Here is a 17,052-nt window from a genome sequence, read left to right as displayed (position 1 = left end):
TACAACCAAGCTCTGCCCCTCAGTCGTGCCGTGGGCGATCGCTCTGGGGAAGCTATTACATTGGCTAATAGAGGTATATTATTTCAAAATACAAATCGACCAAGTGAAGCTATTACTGATTTAGAAAAATCTCTGGAAATCAACTTAGAATTGCGCCGGAGTTTACAGCAAGAAAATCGCCAAAAATTTCTACGGCAAAATGACTGGAGTGCAACTGCTTTAGTTGATGTCTTGATTGATCAAAAGAAATATGACCAAGCTTTTGCCTGGGTTAACCTGTTCAGCACTGCTGATTTAGCTGACTACAATCGTCTAATTAATGCCAAAGTTGCCAACCCCGCAGCCCAACAAGCTATTAATAATTGGAATGAAAAAAATCAACAACTAGAATCTCAACGACAACAACTGCAAAATAACTTTTCCGCAGATGTCGCCCAAAAATTTCGCCAATTAGAAACGCAAGTCTATCAGCAAGCCACAGATATATCTCGCCAATTCCCCGAAGTTGCCGAACTCTTTGAAACCACACCCGCCGATATTGACAAGCTGAAATCATCCATCCCCGCCGACACAGTAGTAATTCAACCAGTCTTGTTGACAAATGTGACATATATACCAAATTCTCTAGCAATATTTATCTTAACTAAAAATAAAGTAAACGTTATTAAAACATCCATCAAACCCGATGAATTTGAGCAACTGCTTACCCAATATCTAGAGCAATTAGAAGATGACAGTGATTTTGGCTTTGCAGAAAATAGCACTAAATTATATGATGTTCTCATTCGACCTGTAGAAGCTGAAATTCAAAAATTACAACCCAAGCAATTAAGCATCATCGCCACAGGCAAATTCAGCTATCTCCCTTTTGAAACCCTCAGAGACAGCAAAACAGACAAGTATTTAATCCAAAAATATCCCGTTAATTATCTCACTCGCATTTCTACAAGTTCTTTAAGTTCATCAAAAGAAACTATAAGCAAAGCACCAAAAGTTTTGGCTTTTGGTAATCCTGTACCTCGTGAATCACAGAATTTACCAGGTGCAGAAACAGAAGTCAACGAAATCAAGAAATTACTACCAGGAAGCGAAGTTTATCTTCATAATAAAGCCACCCTGGCAAATTTCAAGAACAATGCTTTGCGCTTTGGTTTTGTCCATTTAGCAACTCATGGCTGCTTCCAAAATGCCGACTGTAAAGAACTCAATTTAAAAAATAACTCATTGCTATTTGCCGATGCCCAATTTAACATTGCTGATGCGGCATTGTTAGGGTTAAAAGGTACACAATTATTAACCCTTAGTGCTTGTAAAACAGGCGGGAGTGTTGCTTATATATTTGAACGTGCTGGTGCTAAAGCAGTGATGGCGAGTTTGTGGGTAGTTGAGGATCCCGCAACCTCAAAACTCATGATTGATTTTTATGCAAATCTCCAGCAAGGTAAGACTAAAGGAGAAGCACTACAACAAGCCAAGTTAAAGCAAATTGAGCGTCATCCCTTTTATTGGTCGCCATTTGTCATCATTGGCGATGCACGGTGATCGCCCCTACTATAATGATCACCAAATATCTGGATGAATTTCTTTATTAATGCGTAAGTCTTATTTATGATGATTTCTACTCAACGCATAATTTATTGTATAAATCCAACGTGCGATCGCCCGGCTAATTCTATAGAAGAGCGCATCTGTACCAATTGTCAAACTCCTTTAATTCACCGTTACCTCTGGGCTACTGGCACTTTAGCCGCCAATATTCTACCCGAAACGCAAGTTGCAGAGCGATATGAAGTTATTCAACAACAAATATGGCTGGATACTCAACCAGGGCTACCACCAGAAACCTTACAAGACTTACCAAAAGCTGTTATTCCTTACTTAAAGCTATATCAACAGCAGTTACATCTTCCTCAAGTCTATGGGGTGGCTTTTTTTGAGGATGAAGATGATATTCTCTTACTAGAAAATGCGCCGATAGATGCAACAGGCAACCTTTATCCCACCATCACTGATGCTTGGAAACAAGCCACAGCAGTTAGACAAGTTTATTGGCTATGGCAAATTCTTCAACTTTGGCAACCCTTAGCAGAACAGGGAGTTGAGCAAAGTTTACTAATTCCCGATAACTTAAGAGTGCAAGGTTGGTGTGTGCGGTTGTTAGAACTGCATCCAACCCAAGTTGATGAAAAACTCAGCTTACGTGATTTAGGAAAGTCTTGGCAGTCTTTAATAGCATTAGCCCAACCACAGATAGCTCAATCATTGCAGAATATAGTTGAGCAAATGTGCGATCGCCCAGTAGATTTAGAAACTATCACCACTCAACTGAATACGCTGTTACTCTCAGCCGCCGCCGAATTACCTCTTAGTTTGCAAGTTGCAGGCGCAACAGATATAGGCACAGAACTCACCCAAAACGAAGACACTTGCTATCCCAGTACCGATGAACCATATAATCCACTCATGCCGCGCTTATCGATGGTTTGTGATGGCATTGGTGGACATCAAGGTGGTGAAGTTGCCAGCCAAATGGCAGTACAATCATTAAAATTGCAAATCCGTGCCTTATTAGCAGAAGTCGCCGAACAAACTGAACCCGTAGCGCCAAAATTATTGCAAGAACAGCTAGAAGCCAGTTTGCGGGTAGTCAATAATTTAATTTCCTCCCGCAATGATGAGCAAAAACGCCAAGGTAGAGAACGGATGGCGACAACCTTGATAATGGCGCTGCAATTACCCCAAAGAATCGCCACAATCTCAGGATGGACATCTGATAACGCCCATGAACTTTATTTAGCCAATATAGGAGATAGCCGCGCTTACTGGATAACCCGTAACTACTGCCAATTACTCACCGTAGATGATGATGTAGCTTGGAGAGAAGTCCGCTATGGCAGAAGTTTATATCGTCAAGCACTCCAGAGACAAGATGCAACGGCTTTGACTCAAGCATTAGGCACAAAAGATGCGGAATCTCTGCGGCTGTCAATTCAACGATTCATCATCGATGAAGAAGGATTATTATTGCTGTGTTCTGACGGTTTAAGTGATAACGATTGGGTAGAACATTCTTGGCAAGAGTTTGCTATTCCTGTATTAACAGGTGAACTCTCAATTGCAGAAACTGTCCAGAATTTGATTAATTTTGCCAACCAAAAAAACGGTCATGATAACACGTCGGTTGTTCTCACTCTTTGCCGTCTTTCTAAAGAATACTTAGTGCCAGTAACTTTAGTATCGCCACCAGAAGAGATTGTCGAACCAGAAATACCAGAATTAGAAGAACCTGCTTTGGCAGAAAGCGCTCAAGCCTTATTAGATTTGGATTTGACAGAAGAACCAATACCTCCACCAATACCCACACCAATCAAAAAACCTCGTCGAAGTAAGCCTTTAGTACTCGTTGGCGGATTATTCGCCATGTTAGTTGGCGCAACAACTCTGGGATTATTCGCTTGGTGGCTACTAAACCCCCAAACCTTTCAACAAATGTGTGGAAAATTACCCCAACCAATACAGTCAGCCTGTCCCCAGCGTCAGTAATCAAAACCCACACTATTTACACCCCTAAGTTCTCTAACTGTCAAACACAGCATCTAGGAACGTAATATCCATTTGATGTAGAATTGGAACTGTCGTGAAAGCGCACAGAAAAACTAAAATAAGTCTTTCTTAGCCTGTTAGCAGACAAATCCTCAAACAGCGCTTCTGAGACACCCGTAAGCGTGGACAAGTGCAATGAGGAGAAAAAACAGTCAGACATTTGTCGCTGATGATGATTAAAGCCTGCACGGTCAGGCTTTGTTTGTATAAAAGTTGCAAACGCATAAATATAGAGCGTTTGTTTTGATTAGATGGGAAAAAAAACTGTTCTCAACATTTTTTTTTCAACCAGCACGTTCGATGAGGGATGGCTGTGGAGATGCTTGTGGAACCGCAAAAGCTAGGTGTAAATGTTCTTATGAAAGTTGGCGATCGCGTCCGTGTTAATCAATCGGTAGTAGTCTACCATCATCCTGAACATCGCTCTCAAGCTTTTGACCTCAAAGGCTCAGAAGGCGAAATTGTGGATATTGTGACTCAATGGCAAGGTAGACCTGTAAGTGCTAACTTGCCAGTATTAGTTCAGTTTAGTAAAAAATTTAAAGCCCACTTGCGCGAGAATGAGTTAGAAATTATCTAAACTTCTCAAAAGCGGCGAAGGAACCACCGAAAAATGTTGAGTTCGCCGCGCATTTTTTTAAGTTCTTGACGGTGATATTTTGCTTCAGCGTCATACCATTCACAATAACGCTGAAACTCTAAGCGTTGCTGAACTTCATAATAAAATTCATGGGTGGTTTGGTACCCACTAAAAGTTGCTTCAACTTCAGGTTGGGGAGAGGGAATAATATGAGGTAATTCTTGACGCATGATTCTCACAACATAGTGTTCTGGGTCTTGAGAGATTCAACTACCAAAACTTCCAGACTATTGAAATTATAGCTATTAGCAACAACACGACTGGGGCTGAGATAACTGGCTACCACGCAACAATTTTTAAAGCCAGCCTCGTAAGCCATAAATCAAATTACCTATATATTCTTTCAAAGCATTAGTAAATTGATGTAGGTTATCTGTATTCGGTAACAAATTGAGTAAAGCTGCTTTGGGTGTACTACCAAGTTCTTGTAGTTCGCCTTGAGTAACGAGAAAATCAGTCGGCGCAGGGATAGCATCAATGCTTTGACGGCGGAAAATTTTCAGCGATCGCGGCATGTGCATAGCCGAAGTCACCAATAATACTTTGTGAATACCACGAGACTGCAAAATTTTCTTGACATTCACAGCATTTTGATAAGTATTGAGAGATAATGGTTCTTCAATAATTGCCTGTGATGGTACACCGATTTCTGTCAGAATACTGGCCATATCTGTTGATTCTGGCGTACCACCATTTCGCCAGTCGATGCGACCACCACTCACAATAATTACAGGTGCTTTTTTTTGACGATATAGCTGTGCTGCATAGATGATGCGATCGCCTTGTTCACTTAAATCAACATCAGGTCTCGGAAAAAAGGCTGATTTAGTTGCACCACCCAAAACTATAATTGCTTCAGCATTTGGCATTTGCTGAGATGGGAGATTTTGCCATTCTAGCGATCGCACCAGTGCCTTAGCCACCCAAGCATTGCTACAAAGTAATAATAAGCTTAAAGAAAAGGCGATCGCAGCTGTTGCTGTGCGCGGTTGTTTCCATACTGTGATTAAAGCCACTACTAAACTCACACTGGCTAATCCTAAAGGATAAAAAAACAGTGGCAGCAACTTAGAAAGGTATAAAAACATATTGGTTACTAATGCTAAATGAAAACTGAAAAGATGTCAGTAACAATAACTTTTGCCTTTTGCCTTTTGTCTTTTGCCTTTATTCATTACCTTTCCCAAAATCTAAAATTAATCCCTCTAGCGCGACGGAAGCGACGAGTAGGTCTTCTTTTTTGCTGTGTAGTAGATCTGAGGCTTGGTCTTTCTTCTCCCTCTTCTATAGTTTCAACTGGTAGCTGAGTTCTAGTTTCTTCTTTGCTACCCCACCAAGCAATAATCCAGCCGCTACCAATAGCACCTATTCCCCCTAGCAAGATACTCATCGGTGCTGAGTAACCCAACCACACAAAGCCTAGTAAGAAAAATAACCAGTATTTAAGTCCAGCATCAATACCATCAGAAGAGGCGACTGTTGGCGCTTGGGGACTATTTTTACTCACACTGGTCATCCAACCCAAGGTGAACCCACCCAGAATTCCTAAGAAAATACTCAGGGATGCGGGTGAACCAGTCAATATTAAAATGAAGGTTAAAAATGACCCAAATATTAATTGCGAAATAAAGTCAGGGGTGAAATTAAATAAGTTGTTATTTTTAGCCATGAGTCCAGTAAGGGTATAAGGGTATAGGGGTGTAAGGGTGTAGGGGTAGGGACAAAATTTTAACTAATACCTTACCCCCTTACCCTTTAAACCCTTTTTTCGCTCAGAAGTTTTAATTGTGCCTCGTGTGCTTGAGTGGTATCCCAAGTATGAACGTAGGGTGTTTCTGCTTCAGTAAAAGCTTCAGCTTGTTTGAGTTGTGATGCTAATAAATCTACCGTAGCGTCAGCAATATCACCAGTACGATTGATCAGACGCGCTTGAATTACTTCGACGGGTGCTGTGCAGTGGATAATCTGGAGAGGTAGTTGGTAGTTTTTTGCTTGGGAAATAGCTTCTTGGCGTTGTTGTTGTCGGTCATACTTAGCATCTAAAATCACTGTGAAACCTTGATTAGCTAGTATAGTTCCCAAGTTCAACAACCGTGTATATGTTTTCTGGGTCATTTCTGAGGTATACAAATCATCACCCCCACGTTCTGACAAAGAAATTCCTGCCAAATGCTTGCGTACAGAATCTGAGCGAATATGAATCGCATTAAATTGTCGAGCTAAATATTTGGCTGTTGTACTCTTACCAGAGCCTGATAAACCCGACATTAAAATCAGCCGTCCTTGTTTGGGTTGAGTATATTCCCAAGCCAGCTTGTAATATTTGGCTGCGGTTTTTGTCGCCTCTTGTTTTACTTCTGCTGGTACACCAGGATCATCTAATAAAAATGACGTTACTTTTGCCCTTACATAAGACTGCCGATTTAAATATATAGGCAATACCTCTAAGCCTTCCCAATCACCAGTCTGCTCTAAATAAGTATTTAAATAAGCATTACTTAAGTCTTGACGTTCTTGCGCTTCCAAATCCATCACCGCATAAGCAACATCGAACATGACATCAACAAAGCGGAATGGTTCGTTAAACTCTATGCAATCAAATAGCAGAATTTTATCTTGCCACAAACAAATATTGCGGAGGTGTAAGTCTCCGTGACATTCTCGAATACGGTGGTTTTGAATTCTTTTTTGAAATAACTCTTGCCTTTCAGCAAAAAATTTATCTGTATAAGCTTTGCAGTCATCAAATTGCTGCTGTGTCTGGGGGCCACCGATATATTTTTCGGTTTGCTCGTAATTTTCATCAAATGCTGCCCGTACTTGCGATACTTCGCCAAAAGTGCGAATGTAATCATTTGTCTCGGTTTTGGCATGATACTGAGCTACAACCCGTCCCAATTCTTTCAAGTTAGCTTCATTCAACTTGCCCTCTGCAAATAAGTTACTCAATAGGGTTTTTTGGGGAAACTCACGCATTTTGACTACATATTCTACAGCTTCTCCTGTTCCTCCTAGACGATATTCCTCTCCTTCCAAAGTTATGGGTAACACTTCCAAATACAGTTCAGCGGCTCCTCGTTTATTAAGGCGCAACTCTTCCTGACAAAAATGCCGCCGCTTTTCCAAAGTCGAAAAATCCAAAAACCCAAAATTCACTGGTTTCTTCAGCTTATAGGCGTAATCTCCCGTCAGCAATACATAAGAAACGTGGGTTTGGCTGAGTTGAATAGGTTCTGTTACAGGGTGGGGATAAAATCCCGGCTGTAACATCTGCTGAATTAAAGCTGGAAGAGTTACTTCTGTCATATTGCCAGTATTAGTTTTTAAACCGCAGATTATTATCTCAAATCATCGGCGTGCATCGGCGTAAATCGGCGGTTGCAATTTTTAATTTAAATATTCACGTTTGTAGCTTAACAAAAAACCAGGGTTTTACCCCTGGCATCATCAGCAATTATCACTAATTTAGAGTGTTGTTAAAGACAGGTCATACACCTGTTCTAACCTTGATTATTACCAGCATAAAAACTCAAGTGGTAAGGTGTACCCTTGGCTGGATGAACTTGAACTTCTTTTAAAACTGTTTTACCAGTCCACTCAAGATCGGGAATGCTGAGTTCAATTTCTGTCTTGTTAACCGCAGCTTTTTTCAGCAGGCGTTCAACAACTTTGGCATCAATTACCAAAGAAATAGACTCTGTACCGTTATGTCCGTACAAATTGGCGGGGATTAAACCAGAACGACGTAAAGCATTTGGTTTACTGCCTTCTGGGCGCTTTTGAGATTCAACTGTCACAGCCATGTTATTTGTCCTTTGTCAATGGTCAATGGTCGATGGTCAATGGTCAATGGACTATTGACTAAATACTATGCACTCAGCAAGGAGGCGGGTGTGCCGTCTGCGTGCAGTAATGCCCGTTTGGGGCCGTGAATGGGGTCTTCTACAATTATGGTTTGATCGCGGCTTGCGCCTAAAGAGACGATCGCGATCGGCACTTCCATCAATTCTGCTAAGAATTTGAGGTAGTCTAGTGCTTGCTGTGGCAAGTCTTCTAGGGTGCGGCAGTCACTTGTAGACTTCTGCCATCCTGGCATGGTTTTGTAGATGGGGCGACAACGGGCAAACTGACGGGAACTGGTGGGGAAGTGTTCGCAACGTTCACCATCTATGTCATAGGCAATACAAACTTGAATTTCTTCTAATTCGTCGAGAACATCAAGTTTAGTAATTGCCATACAATCCATACCGTTAATGCGGACAGCATAGCGACCAATTACTGCATCAAACCAACCGCAGCGCCGTTTACGTCCGGTGGTTGTGCCGAATTCCGCACCGCGATCGCACAGATGTTCTCCCAAATCTCCGTCTAACTCTGTGGGAAAAGGCCCTTCTCCCACACGGGTTGTGTAGGCTTTGGATACTCCAATTACCCGATCTATCATTGTCGGCCCTAACCCTGTACCGACGCAAGCTCCACCCGCTACGGGGTTAGACGAGGTAACATAAGGATAAGTCCCATGATCTAAGTCTAGGAGTGTGCCTTGCGCTCCTTCAAATAAAATGTTGCGTCGCCGGAGAATGGCATCGTATATTTTCAACGATGTATCAATTACATACGGACGCAATCGATCAGCATACCCCAAATACTCTTCAATTACTTGCTTGGGGTCTAGGGGCGGCAGGTTGTAAAGTTTTTCTAAAAGGACATTTTTATAATTGATTGTCCACTCTAACTGGTCGCGCAGACCTTCTGAGTCCATCAAATCTAAAACTCTGATGCCTGTACGCTCTGATTTATCAGCATAAGTTGGGCCAATTCCTCGACCTGTAGTGCCGATCTTATGAGTTCCCCGCCGTTCTTCTGATGCTTTGTCAATCAACCGATGGTAGGGCATCGTGACGTGGGCTGTCTCAGAGATCAACAGTTTGGCAGTGGAAATATTAAGTTTTTCTAGTTGGTCGAGTTCTGCAATCAAAACCTGTGGATCAATGACTGTCCCACAGCCAATGATGCACTCGGTATCTGGATACAAAATACCAGAGGGAATCAGGTGGAGTTTAAAAGTTTGATTCTGGGCTACGATCGTATGCCCAGCATTGACACCCCCTTGGTAACGTACCACTACATCTGCGGAGCGGCTGAGTAAGTCAGTGATTTTGCCTTTCCCTTCGTCGCCCCACTGAGCACCTATGACAATGACGTTAGCCAAGCGTTTATATTAAGAGGTAAAGTTTCCACAAATTGCTATTCTATACATATACTGCTAATTATGTCAATAATATGGGAGAAAAAACCTCCCATCCTTTGGCTTACATATATTTGAATCTGAATAACAAAGTTTTTATATTAATTTATACTGTCTAGTTCTATATCTGAGCATTTTATAGAGAAAGTACGATCGCACTTTCTCCATAACTCTTTTTATATAAATGCAACTATGCAATTAGTTGAGTTTGTTATATCAAGTTCGGGTAATTAGTGATAATTCCAGAAATCTGTGCAGAAATGTAAAAACCCTCTCCTCTGCTCCCTCTGCGGTCTTAATGATAATTATTTCGAGACTGAACACGATATTAGAGGATATTTGAAAAGTTTTCTGAGGTCAAATTGTTTGATTTGTTTTTTAAATTAAATCAGATGCGAAATTTATACACAAAAGTTAAGGCACGAAAGCCAACACACCCACAGGAGAACCAGAACCACCACGTAATCTGAGAATTGCGATCGCTAATGTAGTACCTTGAGGAGGTAATTTATCTAAATTCGTCAAATTCTCCAAAATAATGCCTTGTTGTGCCAACACTAAACGGTTAGTCGTAAAATTGTGGTCTTGTCCGGGGTCAACACCGTGAGTATCAATTCCGACACCTGCAATTTGTCGTTTATCCAACAAAAACTGCGTAGCATCACTACTAAACCCTGGAAAGTGCATAATTCCTTGAGCATCTTGGTTAAAGAATGCGTTTCTATCTGTCCACTTATGCTGCCAGCCAGTGTAAAGTAGCACTAAACTACCGCTTTTAATAACACCATATTTTTCCTCCCAAGCCAGAATATCAGTGATACTCAAAGCGTAATCAGGATTATCAACTGCAACTTCGCAGATATCTATCACTACCGCCGATAATACTAGTGAGTCCGCCGCATATTCATCAATTCCCGCGCCAGCAGGATCAAAACTATTGGGGGCGTTGATATGGGTAGCACTATGTTCACCCAAAGCAAAACGCCGCAGATAGTAACCATCGTCGGCAATATCCGCAACAGTGGTAAATTCTACTGGTGGGTCGCCCGGCCATAAAGGAATATTTCTATCAATAATATGACTTAAATGTATAACGCGGGAATAATTAATTTGCATAAAAGTGCAGGAACTTTCTTAGCAATTTCCAGTATCCCACCCCTTAGCAACTGAGCGATTTCATACTAATGGCGTTGATTTGTTTATTACTGAAACGTACAGTATGAGTAGGATAAAGGGAATGAGGAAAACTAGAACTTTTCGTGCTTTCTTTAGCTTCCTCTCTTTCCCTATCTACTGAAAAACAACATTTGAGACTATAAAATCACAATCTGTTAACGGAAATTGCCAGGATTTAAGCGAGTCCGATTTTGAGATTGAGTAGGAGTTTGACGGCGAATTGCAACACCATTACGTAATTTTGTCCCAGTTCCACCATCTTTGCGATCGAGAAAAGGTTTGAGATTAATTCCACTTTTTGATGAGCTAACTTGACGATTGCTTCCACCCAAAATTGTGCGACCTATGTTGTAGATTTCATCTACTCCACCTCTATTGTTGCGGAAAGTATTCACAGCCGTAGTTTGTTGACCATCATCCGCAGAAATTAAGTTTTGGAAAATGCTATTGCGGACAGTATATGGGTCTTTGTCCCGTGGTACTGTCAAGACAATGCGACAGCTAGAGTTAGCTTCGGTAGTAACACAGACAATATTTTCGTTATTTAAAAAACCTGTTTGGAGTTCTTGCAAGCCATCGGGACGATATTCTTCTAAGCGTTGAGCAATGGTAACACAACGTTTATAGGGATCCCAACCACCGCCCAATTGTGCAGGAGCCGCCCAAGGAAAGAATCTTCCTGGTTGACTTTCGGGCTGATACATAACAACGTATTGACCATTAGTATTTTGGCAGCTAAATCTAGTACCAGTAACTACAGTACCTGTTGAGGAAGTGGGTACACCTGTTGTTGTATCAACAGGATTTGATGAACCAGATGGATAGGGATCGGAAGTAGTAGGTACAACGATACCACCACCGTCGTTAACTTGGGCAAAGGCGGCAGAATTACCCAAAAACAAGGATAAGCCCAAACCGCTTAAACATAATAGCTTCAAGGGTTGTAATTTCATAAATTATCCTTTAGTAGATATGAGGTTAGCTAATTGATAATTACAGTGACGCAGAAATTTGTTTTTTGATTCATTCAGAACGCAGCTTTTTCTCTTCTCGTTCTTTTTTCTCTTTCAACAGTTGTTTGACTTTTGCTTGAATGGCTGTGTGACGTTCAACTCCTTCGTAGCTGTAGCGGTTGTAGTTACCACGGGTAATCAAGTTTTCTAGATAACTCACTCGTTCTTTACCGCCTGGGTGGGATGATAACCAAGTAGGAGGAGCATTTTTTTGTTGCTTTTGCAGCGTCGCCATTAAGTTACGCAACCCATCAGCAGCATAGCCATTAGCCACAATCAAGCGAGTACCAAGAACATCTGCTTGACGTTCCATTTCACGGCTGTAGCTGAGAGAAAAGAGTTGACCGAATGTACCACCAAAAGGCAGATATTGAGTAACGTTAGAAATCAGGTTTCCTTGGGTAATTAATTGAAAACCGTGGGATAAAACTACGTGAGATAATTCATGACCGATTAACCCAGCTATTTCAGCTTCGGAGTTACTTTTAGCGATCGCACCAGCATTAATAAAAACTTTACCTCCTGGTAAGGCAAAGGCATTTAATTCTTCTTCGGGAATGACAAAAAATTCATATTTAAATTCGGTGCGTCCTGAAACTTTTACTAGTTTTTGCCCAATTTCGTTAATGTAGGCCAGCACTTCCTCATCTTTAACTAATGGTAGCTGTTGTTTGGCTTGTTTAGCTACCGACTCACCCACCGCACCTTCGCCTTGTAGCAGCAAGATGGTAGAGTCTAAGGCAGAAAACGGCCCTAACAAGCTACCTGTGACAGCATACCCAACTGCACCTGTGATGATGTTGGCAAGAGTGTTACCTCTAATTTCTTCGCGGATATGGGCTTTATAGCGTTTGAGATTTTTTTCTGCAAGTTGGGTAAATTCCTCGGCTTGCGGATCACGAGGATAAAGAATGGCAAATTGACGCGCTGCTAAAGATGCTTCCATCCATTTTTTTTCGTCAGCGAGTGCTGTAACTTTGGCTTTAATTAAATCTGGTTGATCGGGATATAGTGATGATGCTCGTTCTAAAATATCTACAGCTTCTTTGGGGCGATTATATTGCTTGAGAATCTCAGCATAGCGAATATGACCAGGAATAAATTCAGGATACTGCTCAACTAATAATTTCAGCGGTACTTCTGTTCTAGTTTGCAATTTAGCTGCAATTCCCGCTTCTGATTCTCGCCAGTAAACTTTGCCAGCTGGTGATAGTTGCATCGGGTCAAGAATCGCTGGTTTGCGTTCTTGAGTTGCAATATCTGTGTTCGTAAATGGTGTTTTTACTTCCCGATAGAGTTTTTCCGCATCAGTAACATTTCCGGCGAGATATAACTTGTCTGCGGCGATAAACTTCTGTTGACGCGCAATTTCTTCGGGAGTGAGTGCAGGTTCCACCGCCGCATCTGGTTTTTCGGTCTGATTTGGCTTTGGACTTTCGGAATTGGGTGTATCTTTTGTTTCTACAGTTGTAGTTGTAGGTTCTTGGGCTGGAACAGGTGCTAAAGGTTGCGTCAGAATAATTACAATTGAAGTACTAACTGACAACAATATCCAACTCAAGGTGAGCAGCAGAGACTTCCTGGTTCGTTTCATGCTGAGTTTGTTTATGCAAAGGGGCTGTTTTAATGCTATGAGTAACTGACCCTATCCGCCTAGAGCGATCGCCACTGTTTTACTACAATCTCAGGGTATAAACTTTCTTATTTTGAAACCAGAATAATTATGATTTCAGAAAGATAAAATAGTTATAAATACTCTATTAAATTTATATTTCTGAAATAGGTGAAATGCCAAGAGAAGAAACGTTATAATAACAATCTTAGGTCTGTTAATGTGATTCAAGTAAATGCTATGCAGCAAAAAGCTGATGAGATTGTCAAAACACTCAAGAGCAAAGGATTGCGAGTGACTCCCCAGCGCTTCGCAGTATACGCAAATCTACTGGCACGAGAAGACCATCCTACGGTAGATCAAATTCTGACAAACTTGAATCAGGATGCGCCAACTTCATCCCAAGCCACTGTTTATGCGGCATTGCAAGCATTACGCGAGGTAGGCTTAGTCCGAGAAGTGCTGTTAGAAGAAGGTGTATCTCGTTATGATGCCAATGTGGGACTACATCATCATTTTCGCTGCAAGTGTTGTGGTGCTATTGAAGATATTGGCTGGGATACATTTGAGTGTATTGATTTGAACAAACTGCGGTCTGGATTGAAAGCAGAAAGATATGAAGTGACTGTGCAGGGAATTTGCGATCGCTGTGAAACAAAGTCTAAAGTGTGAAGTATGAAGTCTGAAATTTTAGACTTCATACTTCAGCTGTCATACTTCACTCCGCATCACTGCATCTAACAACAATCCAGCACCAAAACGCACCGGATCGGTGCAAGCTAAACCGGTTTCGGCTGTAGTTTGGGCGATCGCTTCTTGGGCAGCAAATTCATCTAAATGTGCAGTATTTAATGCTATACCCACCACAGGTACTTTCCCAAAAGCACCACCCGCACTCGCTACAGATTCATACATTTGAATCACTTTCGTTAACGGTGGAATCGGGACATGAGGATTATTCCGGTTGTGGGTTTGTCCCGCCCGATGTACTAATACCAGTTGTGTAGGTTGGGAACCGCGAATCAAAGGCAAGGTAGCTGTAGAACCAGGATGTAACAGCGAACCTTGTCCTTCAATTTGCAGAATTTCATAGTTTTTGCCATAACGCATCACTATTTGTTCCACAGCACCAGCCGCAAAATCTACTCGGACTGCATCTAAAGCTATACCATCCCCTTCTAACATCAAACCAGTTTGACCTGTAGCAATAAACTTAGAACGCCAACCCCGCAACTTTGCCGCCCAGTGTAGTTCTAAACTAGTAGACATTTTCCCAATCGCCATATCTGTTCCCACTGTCAACACACGGCGACAGGGAAGCGTCCGCGCCATCCCACTCGCTACCTCTATATTTGGTGGTTCTTTGCGGACATCCCAAATTAACTGTCCAGGTTTGAGAATTGCATTTAACTCTGCCATTGTCGCCAATGGTGTGTGTAGACCATTCACCAAAGACATCCCAGCCTCTAGCGCATCTTTGATTTCTACCCAATAATCATCGGGTACAGCACCACCTTTTGGGGCAATCCCAATTACCAATACTTCTGGTTTATATGCCAAAGCTGCGGTGACAGATTCCACAATCGGCACATCACGCTTGATACCTGTTAATTCTGGCAAAGACCTACCAGCAGTTACCTTATCAATAACTGCGACAATCGGGGCTTCACTGTAGCGTAAAATTGCCAACCCTGTTTTGCCCTGTGTTCCTGTAGTTCCTTCATGCAGCAGAATAGCGATTCGTTGATTAAGCGGCAAACGCACTGTATTGTACCCCCAAGCCTGGTAAATCGTTTGGTAAAACTTTTCCTTCTACTACTAATGCACCCATAAATGGGTCATCTATTAAGTTGAGGTGACTGTCTAAATCTAAATAATCAGCGAGTGGTGCTAATTGTGCTGCGGCTGTGTTAGCTAGTGAACTGTCAGAATAGCAGCCAAACATCACTTGTAAACCATAAGCCCGCGCTGTGTGTACCATCCGCAATGCTTCGGTTAAACCCCCTGACTTCATCAGTTTGATATTAATTCCATCCACGTAATTCGCCAAATGGGGAATATCAACGCTAGTAAAGCAACTTTCATCAACAAAAATCGGTAGGGGTGACTCTTGTTTGAGTGCGGCTAAACTTTCTTCCTGACCCCTTGCCAGTGGTTGTTCTACATACTTTACACCTAAATCAGCCAGCCAATGACACATCTTAATTGCATCTGGTAAACTCCAGCCACCGTTTGCATCCACAAAAAATTCTAGGTTTGGTGCTTCTTGTTGGACTGCTAATAGCATTTGCTGATCTGCATCAATACCATCGGGACTACCTAATTTCACCTTAAACAGCCGGACATCCAGATAATTTAACCAGTCTCGCGCCCTCTCCCTAGCGCCCTCTGGTGAATTTATGCCAATAGTTACCGAAGTCGGGACAATGAGATTGCGATCGCATCCCCAAATCTGCCACAGTGGTAAGCCAACAAACTTACCCAACCAATCGTGCATCGCCATATCCACCGCCGCCCGCGCCGCAGAAGGAATCTGCTGTTGAATTAATAATTGCTCGACTGGCTGTCTCTGCAAAGGACTAAAAGTTGTTAATAATGGTATAACTTTCTCGATAGCATCTTTGATTTGCTCGGTTTTTTGAGCATGATTTCCGACACCAAATGGTGATGCTTCACCCCAGCCCTCAACGCCATCTTGCGAAATTTTTACCCATACATTCGTTGTCTGTGCAGTTGTACCCCGACTAATAGTTAAGGGAAATCGTTTATTGACAGTAAATACCTTGACTTCTACTTGCATAAGTCTGCTCTATGATGGCTAGGGCAGAAAATAGTTTAAGGGATTTTAGCTGATTTTCTGCATCTGTTATACTTTTTTACATTTGTTAATTAGCATCTATGAGAAATCTCAAGAAATGGAAAATCTTGCAATCAAAAATGGTGTTAAACCATCCTTGGTGTAGAGTCAGGCAAGATAAAATCGAATTACCTAACGGTAAGGTCATTGATGATTATTTTGTCAGTATTAAACCAGAAATTGCCCTTATTTTGCCAATTACCAGTAATCAAGAAATTGTTTTCGTTAGGCAATACCGTCACGCAGTCGCAGATTTTTTTATCGAATTACCAGCCGGACATTTTGACCCTACGCAAGAAAGTGCAGAAATCGCTGCAATCCGAGAATTACAAGAAGAAACTGGTTATCTTGCTCAACAAGTTAAAAAAGTCACTGTTTTTTATGATAAACCCAGCAAAGATACCAACCGCATACATTTATTTTTAGCTGAGAATGTCATAAAAATTGGGGAACAGAATTTAGATATTACAGAAGAAATTGAAGTAATCTTAATTCCTGTTGCCGAAGTGTTAGATAAAATATATCAAGGTGAAATTTCAGTATCAGGAACTATTGCTGCTCTATTTTTAGGCTTACCACTTGTCTCATAGATAATATCGCTGACAAAATTCGCTTATTATTAATTACTAAATTTCCTAATATGCAAATATTACTTAAAAAATAGGCGATCGCATCTATAACTCAAAAGAGTGATCGCCTAAAATTTAGTCCAGTAAATTCAAAGCTTGAGAATTAGTAAATAGAAATTCCCAAAATCAATATTTCTCTCCTTCTCTAATAAAATCGGCAAGAAAATGTAAGAATGCAGAATACAGAAGTAAGATGGTTTAGAGTTTGATAACAAATACTATTAGAATATTAAAATTTCTATCTAGCAGACTCTTTATTTATCTAGGATTCTGA

The 17,052-nt window shown here is 41.4% G+C and carries 16 protein-coding genes; 5 read left to right on the top strand and 11 right to left on the bottom strand.

Annotated features, from left to right (window positions below; genetic code table 11):
- The 3 genes from NCWK1_RS19715 to NCWK1_RS19705 form a co-directional block, all read left to right on the top strand.
- Positions 1-1,542: CHAT domain-containing protein (locus tag NCWK1_RS19715; protein WP_245894949.1), on the top strand; the 1,542-nt coding region annotated here is incomplete at its 5' end.
- Between the two features lie 69 nt (positions 1,543-1,611).
- Positions 1,612-3,543 carry a 4-Cys prefix domain-containing protein gene (locus tag NCWK1_RS19710; protein ID WP_103125894.1) on the top strand — a complete coding sequence of 644 codons (1,932 nt, stop codon included), beginning with the start codon at positions 1,612-1,614 and terminating at the stop codon, positions 3,541-3,543.
- A gap of 367 nt (positions 3,544-3,910) precedes the next feature.
- Positions 3,911-4,183, top strand: coding sequence for a ferredoxin-thioredoxin reductase variable chain (locus tag NCWK1_RS19705; protein WP_096584594.1), 273 nt, complete (start codon positions 3,911-3,913; stop codon positions 4,181-4,183).
- Positions 4,184-4,188: 5 nt separating this feature from the next.
- On the opposite strand, the gene NCWK1_RS19700 is transcribed toward NCWK1_RS19705, so the two are convergent.
- The 9 genes from NCWK1_RS19700 to NCWK1_RS19660 all read right to left on the bottom strand — a co-directional run bounded on the left by NCWK1_RS19700 (position 4,189) and on the right by NCWK1_RS19660 (position 13,274).
- Complete coding sequence (locus tag NCWK1_RS19700) at positions 4,189-4,413, bottom strand: hypothetical protein (protein ID WP_103125872.1); 225 nt, start codon at positions 4,411-4,413, stop codon at positions 4,189-4,191.
- Positions 4,414-4,539: 126 nt separating this feature from the next.
- Positions 4,540-5,331 carry a YdcF family protein gene (locus NCWK1_RS19695; protein ID WP_103125871.1) on the bottom strand — a complete coding sequence of 264 codons (792 nt, stop codon included), beginning with the start codon at positions 5,329-5,331 and terminating at the stop codon, positions 4,540-4,542.
- Between the two features lie 86 nt (positions 5,332-5,417).
- A complete protein-coding gene (locus NCWK1_RS19690; protein ID WP_096584585.1) occupies positions 5,418-5,912 on the bottom strand; it encodes a hypothetical protein in 495 nt (164 codons plus the stop codon).
- An 86-nt stretch (positions 5,913-5,998) separates the two neighbouring features.
- On the bottom strand, positions 5,999-7,549 hold the full coding sequence (locus NCWK1_RS19685) for a bifunctional aminoglycoside phosphotransferase/ATP-binding protein (RefSeq protein WP_103125870.1): 1,551 nt from the start codon (positions 7,547-7,549) through the stop codon (positions 5,999-6,001).
- 194 nt (positions 7,550-7,743) lie between these two features.
- Entirely contained in the window at positions 7,744-8,046 is a 303-nt protein-coding gene (gene rplY, locus NCWK1_RS19680) for a 50S ribosomal protein L25 (RefSeq protein ID WP_096584582.1), read from the bottom strand.
- 65 nt (positions 8,047-8,111) lie between these two features.
- A complete protein-coding gene (locus NCWK1_RS19675; protein ID WP_103125869.1) occupies positions 8,112-9,455 on the bottom strand; it encodes an adenylosuccinate synthase in 1,344 nt (447 codons plus the stop codon).
- 450 nt (positions 9,456-9,905) lie between these two features.
- Entirely contained in the window at positions 9,906-10,607 is a 702-nt protein-coding gene (locus tag NCWK1_RS19670; RefSeq protein ID WP_103125868.1) for a cyclase family protein, read from the bottom strand.
- A 215-nt stretch (positions 10,608-10,822) separates the two neighbouring features.
- Entirely contained in the window at positions 10,823-11,620 is a 798-nt protein-coding gene (locus tag NCWK1_RS19665; protein WP_103125867.1) for a COP23 domain-containing protein, read from the bottom strand.
- Positions 11,621-11,690: 70 nt separating this feature from the next.
- Positions 11,691-13,274: a M48 family metallopeptidase gene (locus NCWK1_RS19660; RefSeq protein ID WP_103125866.1), complete on the bottom strand. Its 1,584-nt coding sequence runs from the start codon at positions 13,272-13,274 to the stop codon at positions 11,691-11,693.
- 258 nt (positions 13,275-13,532) lie between these two features.
- Here NCWK1_RS19660 and NCWK1_RS19655 point away from each other — a divergent pair, with 258 nt between their 5' ends.
- Entirely contained in the window at positions 13,533-13,964 is a 432-nt protein-coding gene (locus NCWK1_RS19655) for a Fur family transcriptional regulator (RefSeq protein WP_096585772.1), read from the top strand.
- A 39-nt stretch (positions 13,965-14,003) separates the two neighbouring features.
- Here the strand turns inward: NCWK1_RS19655 and NCWK1_RS19650 are convergent, their stop codons facing one another.
- Complete coding sequence (locus NCWK1_RS19650) at positions 14,004-15,056, bottom strand: N-acetyltransferase DgcN family protein (protein WP_103125865.1); 1,053 nt, start codon at positions 15,054-15,056, stop codon at positions 14,004-14,006.
- Positions 15,040-16,092, bottom strand: a complete 1,053-nt coding sequence (locus NCWK1_RS19645; protein WP_103125864.1) for a dipeptide epimerase — start codon at positions 16,090-16,092, stop codon at positions 15,040-15,042. Before NCWK1_RS19645 ends, NCWK1_RS19650 begins: the two co-directional genes overlap by 17 nt.
- A gap of 98 nt (positions 16,093-16,190) precedes the next feature.
- On the opposite strand from NCWK1_RS19645, the gene NCWK1_RS19640 reads away from it, so the two are divergent.
- Positions 16,191-16,739 carry an NUDIX hydrolase gene (locus tag NCWK1_RS19640; RefSeq protein WP_103125863.1) on the top strand — a complete coding sequence of 183 codons (549 nt, stop codon included), beginning with the start codon at positions 16,191-16,193 and terminating at the stop codon, positions 16,737-16,739.
- Positions 16,740-17,052: the final 313 nt, after the last annotated feature.

The sequence above is a fragment of the Nostoc cycadae WK-1 genome (assembly GCF_002897135.1).
In the GTDB taxonomy this organism is placed as follows: Bacteria; Cyanobacteriota; Cyanobacteriia; order Cyanobacteriales; family Nostocaceae; genus Nostoc_B.
The sequence above is the reverse complement of the archived record's forward strand: the minus strand, read 5'-3'. Positions and strand labels throughout refer to the sequence as shown.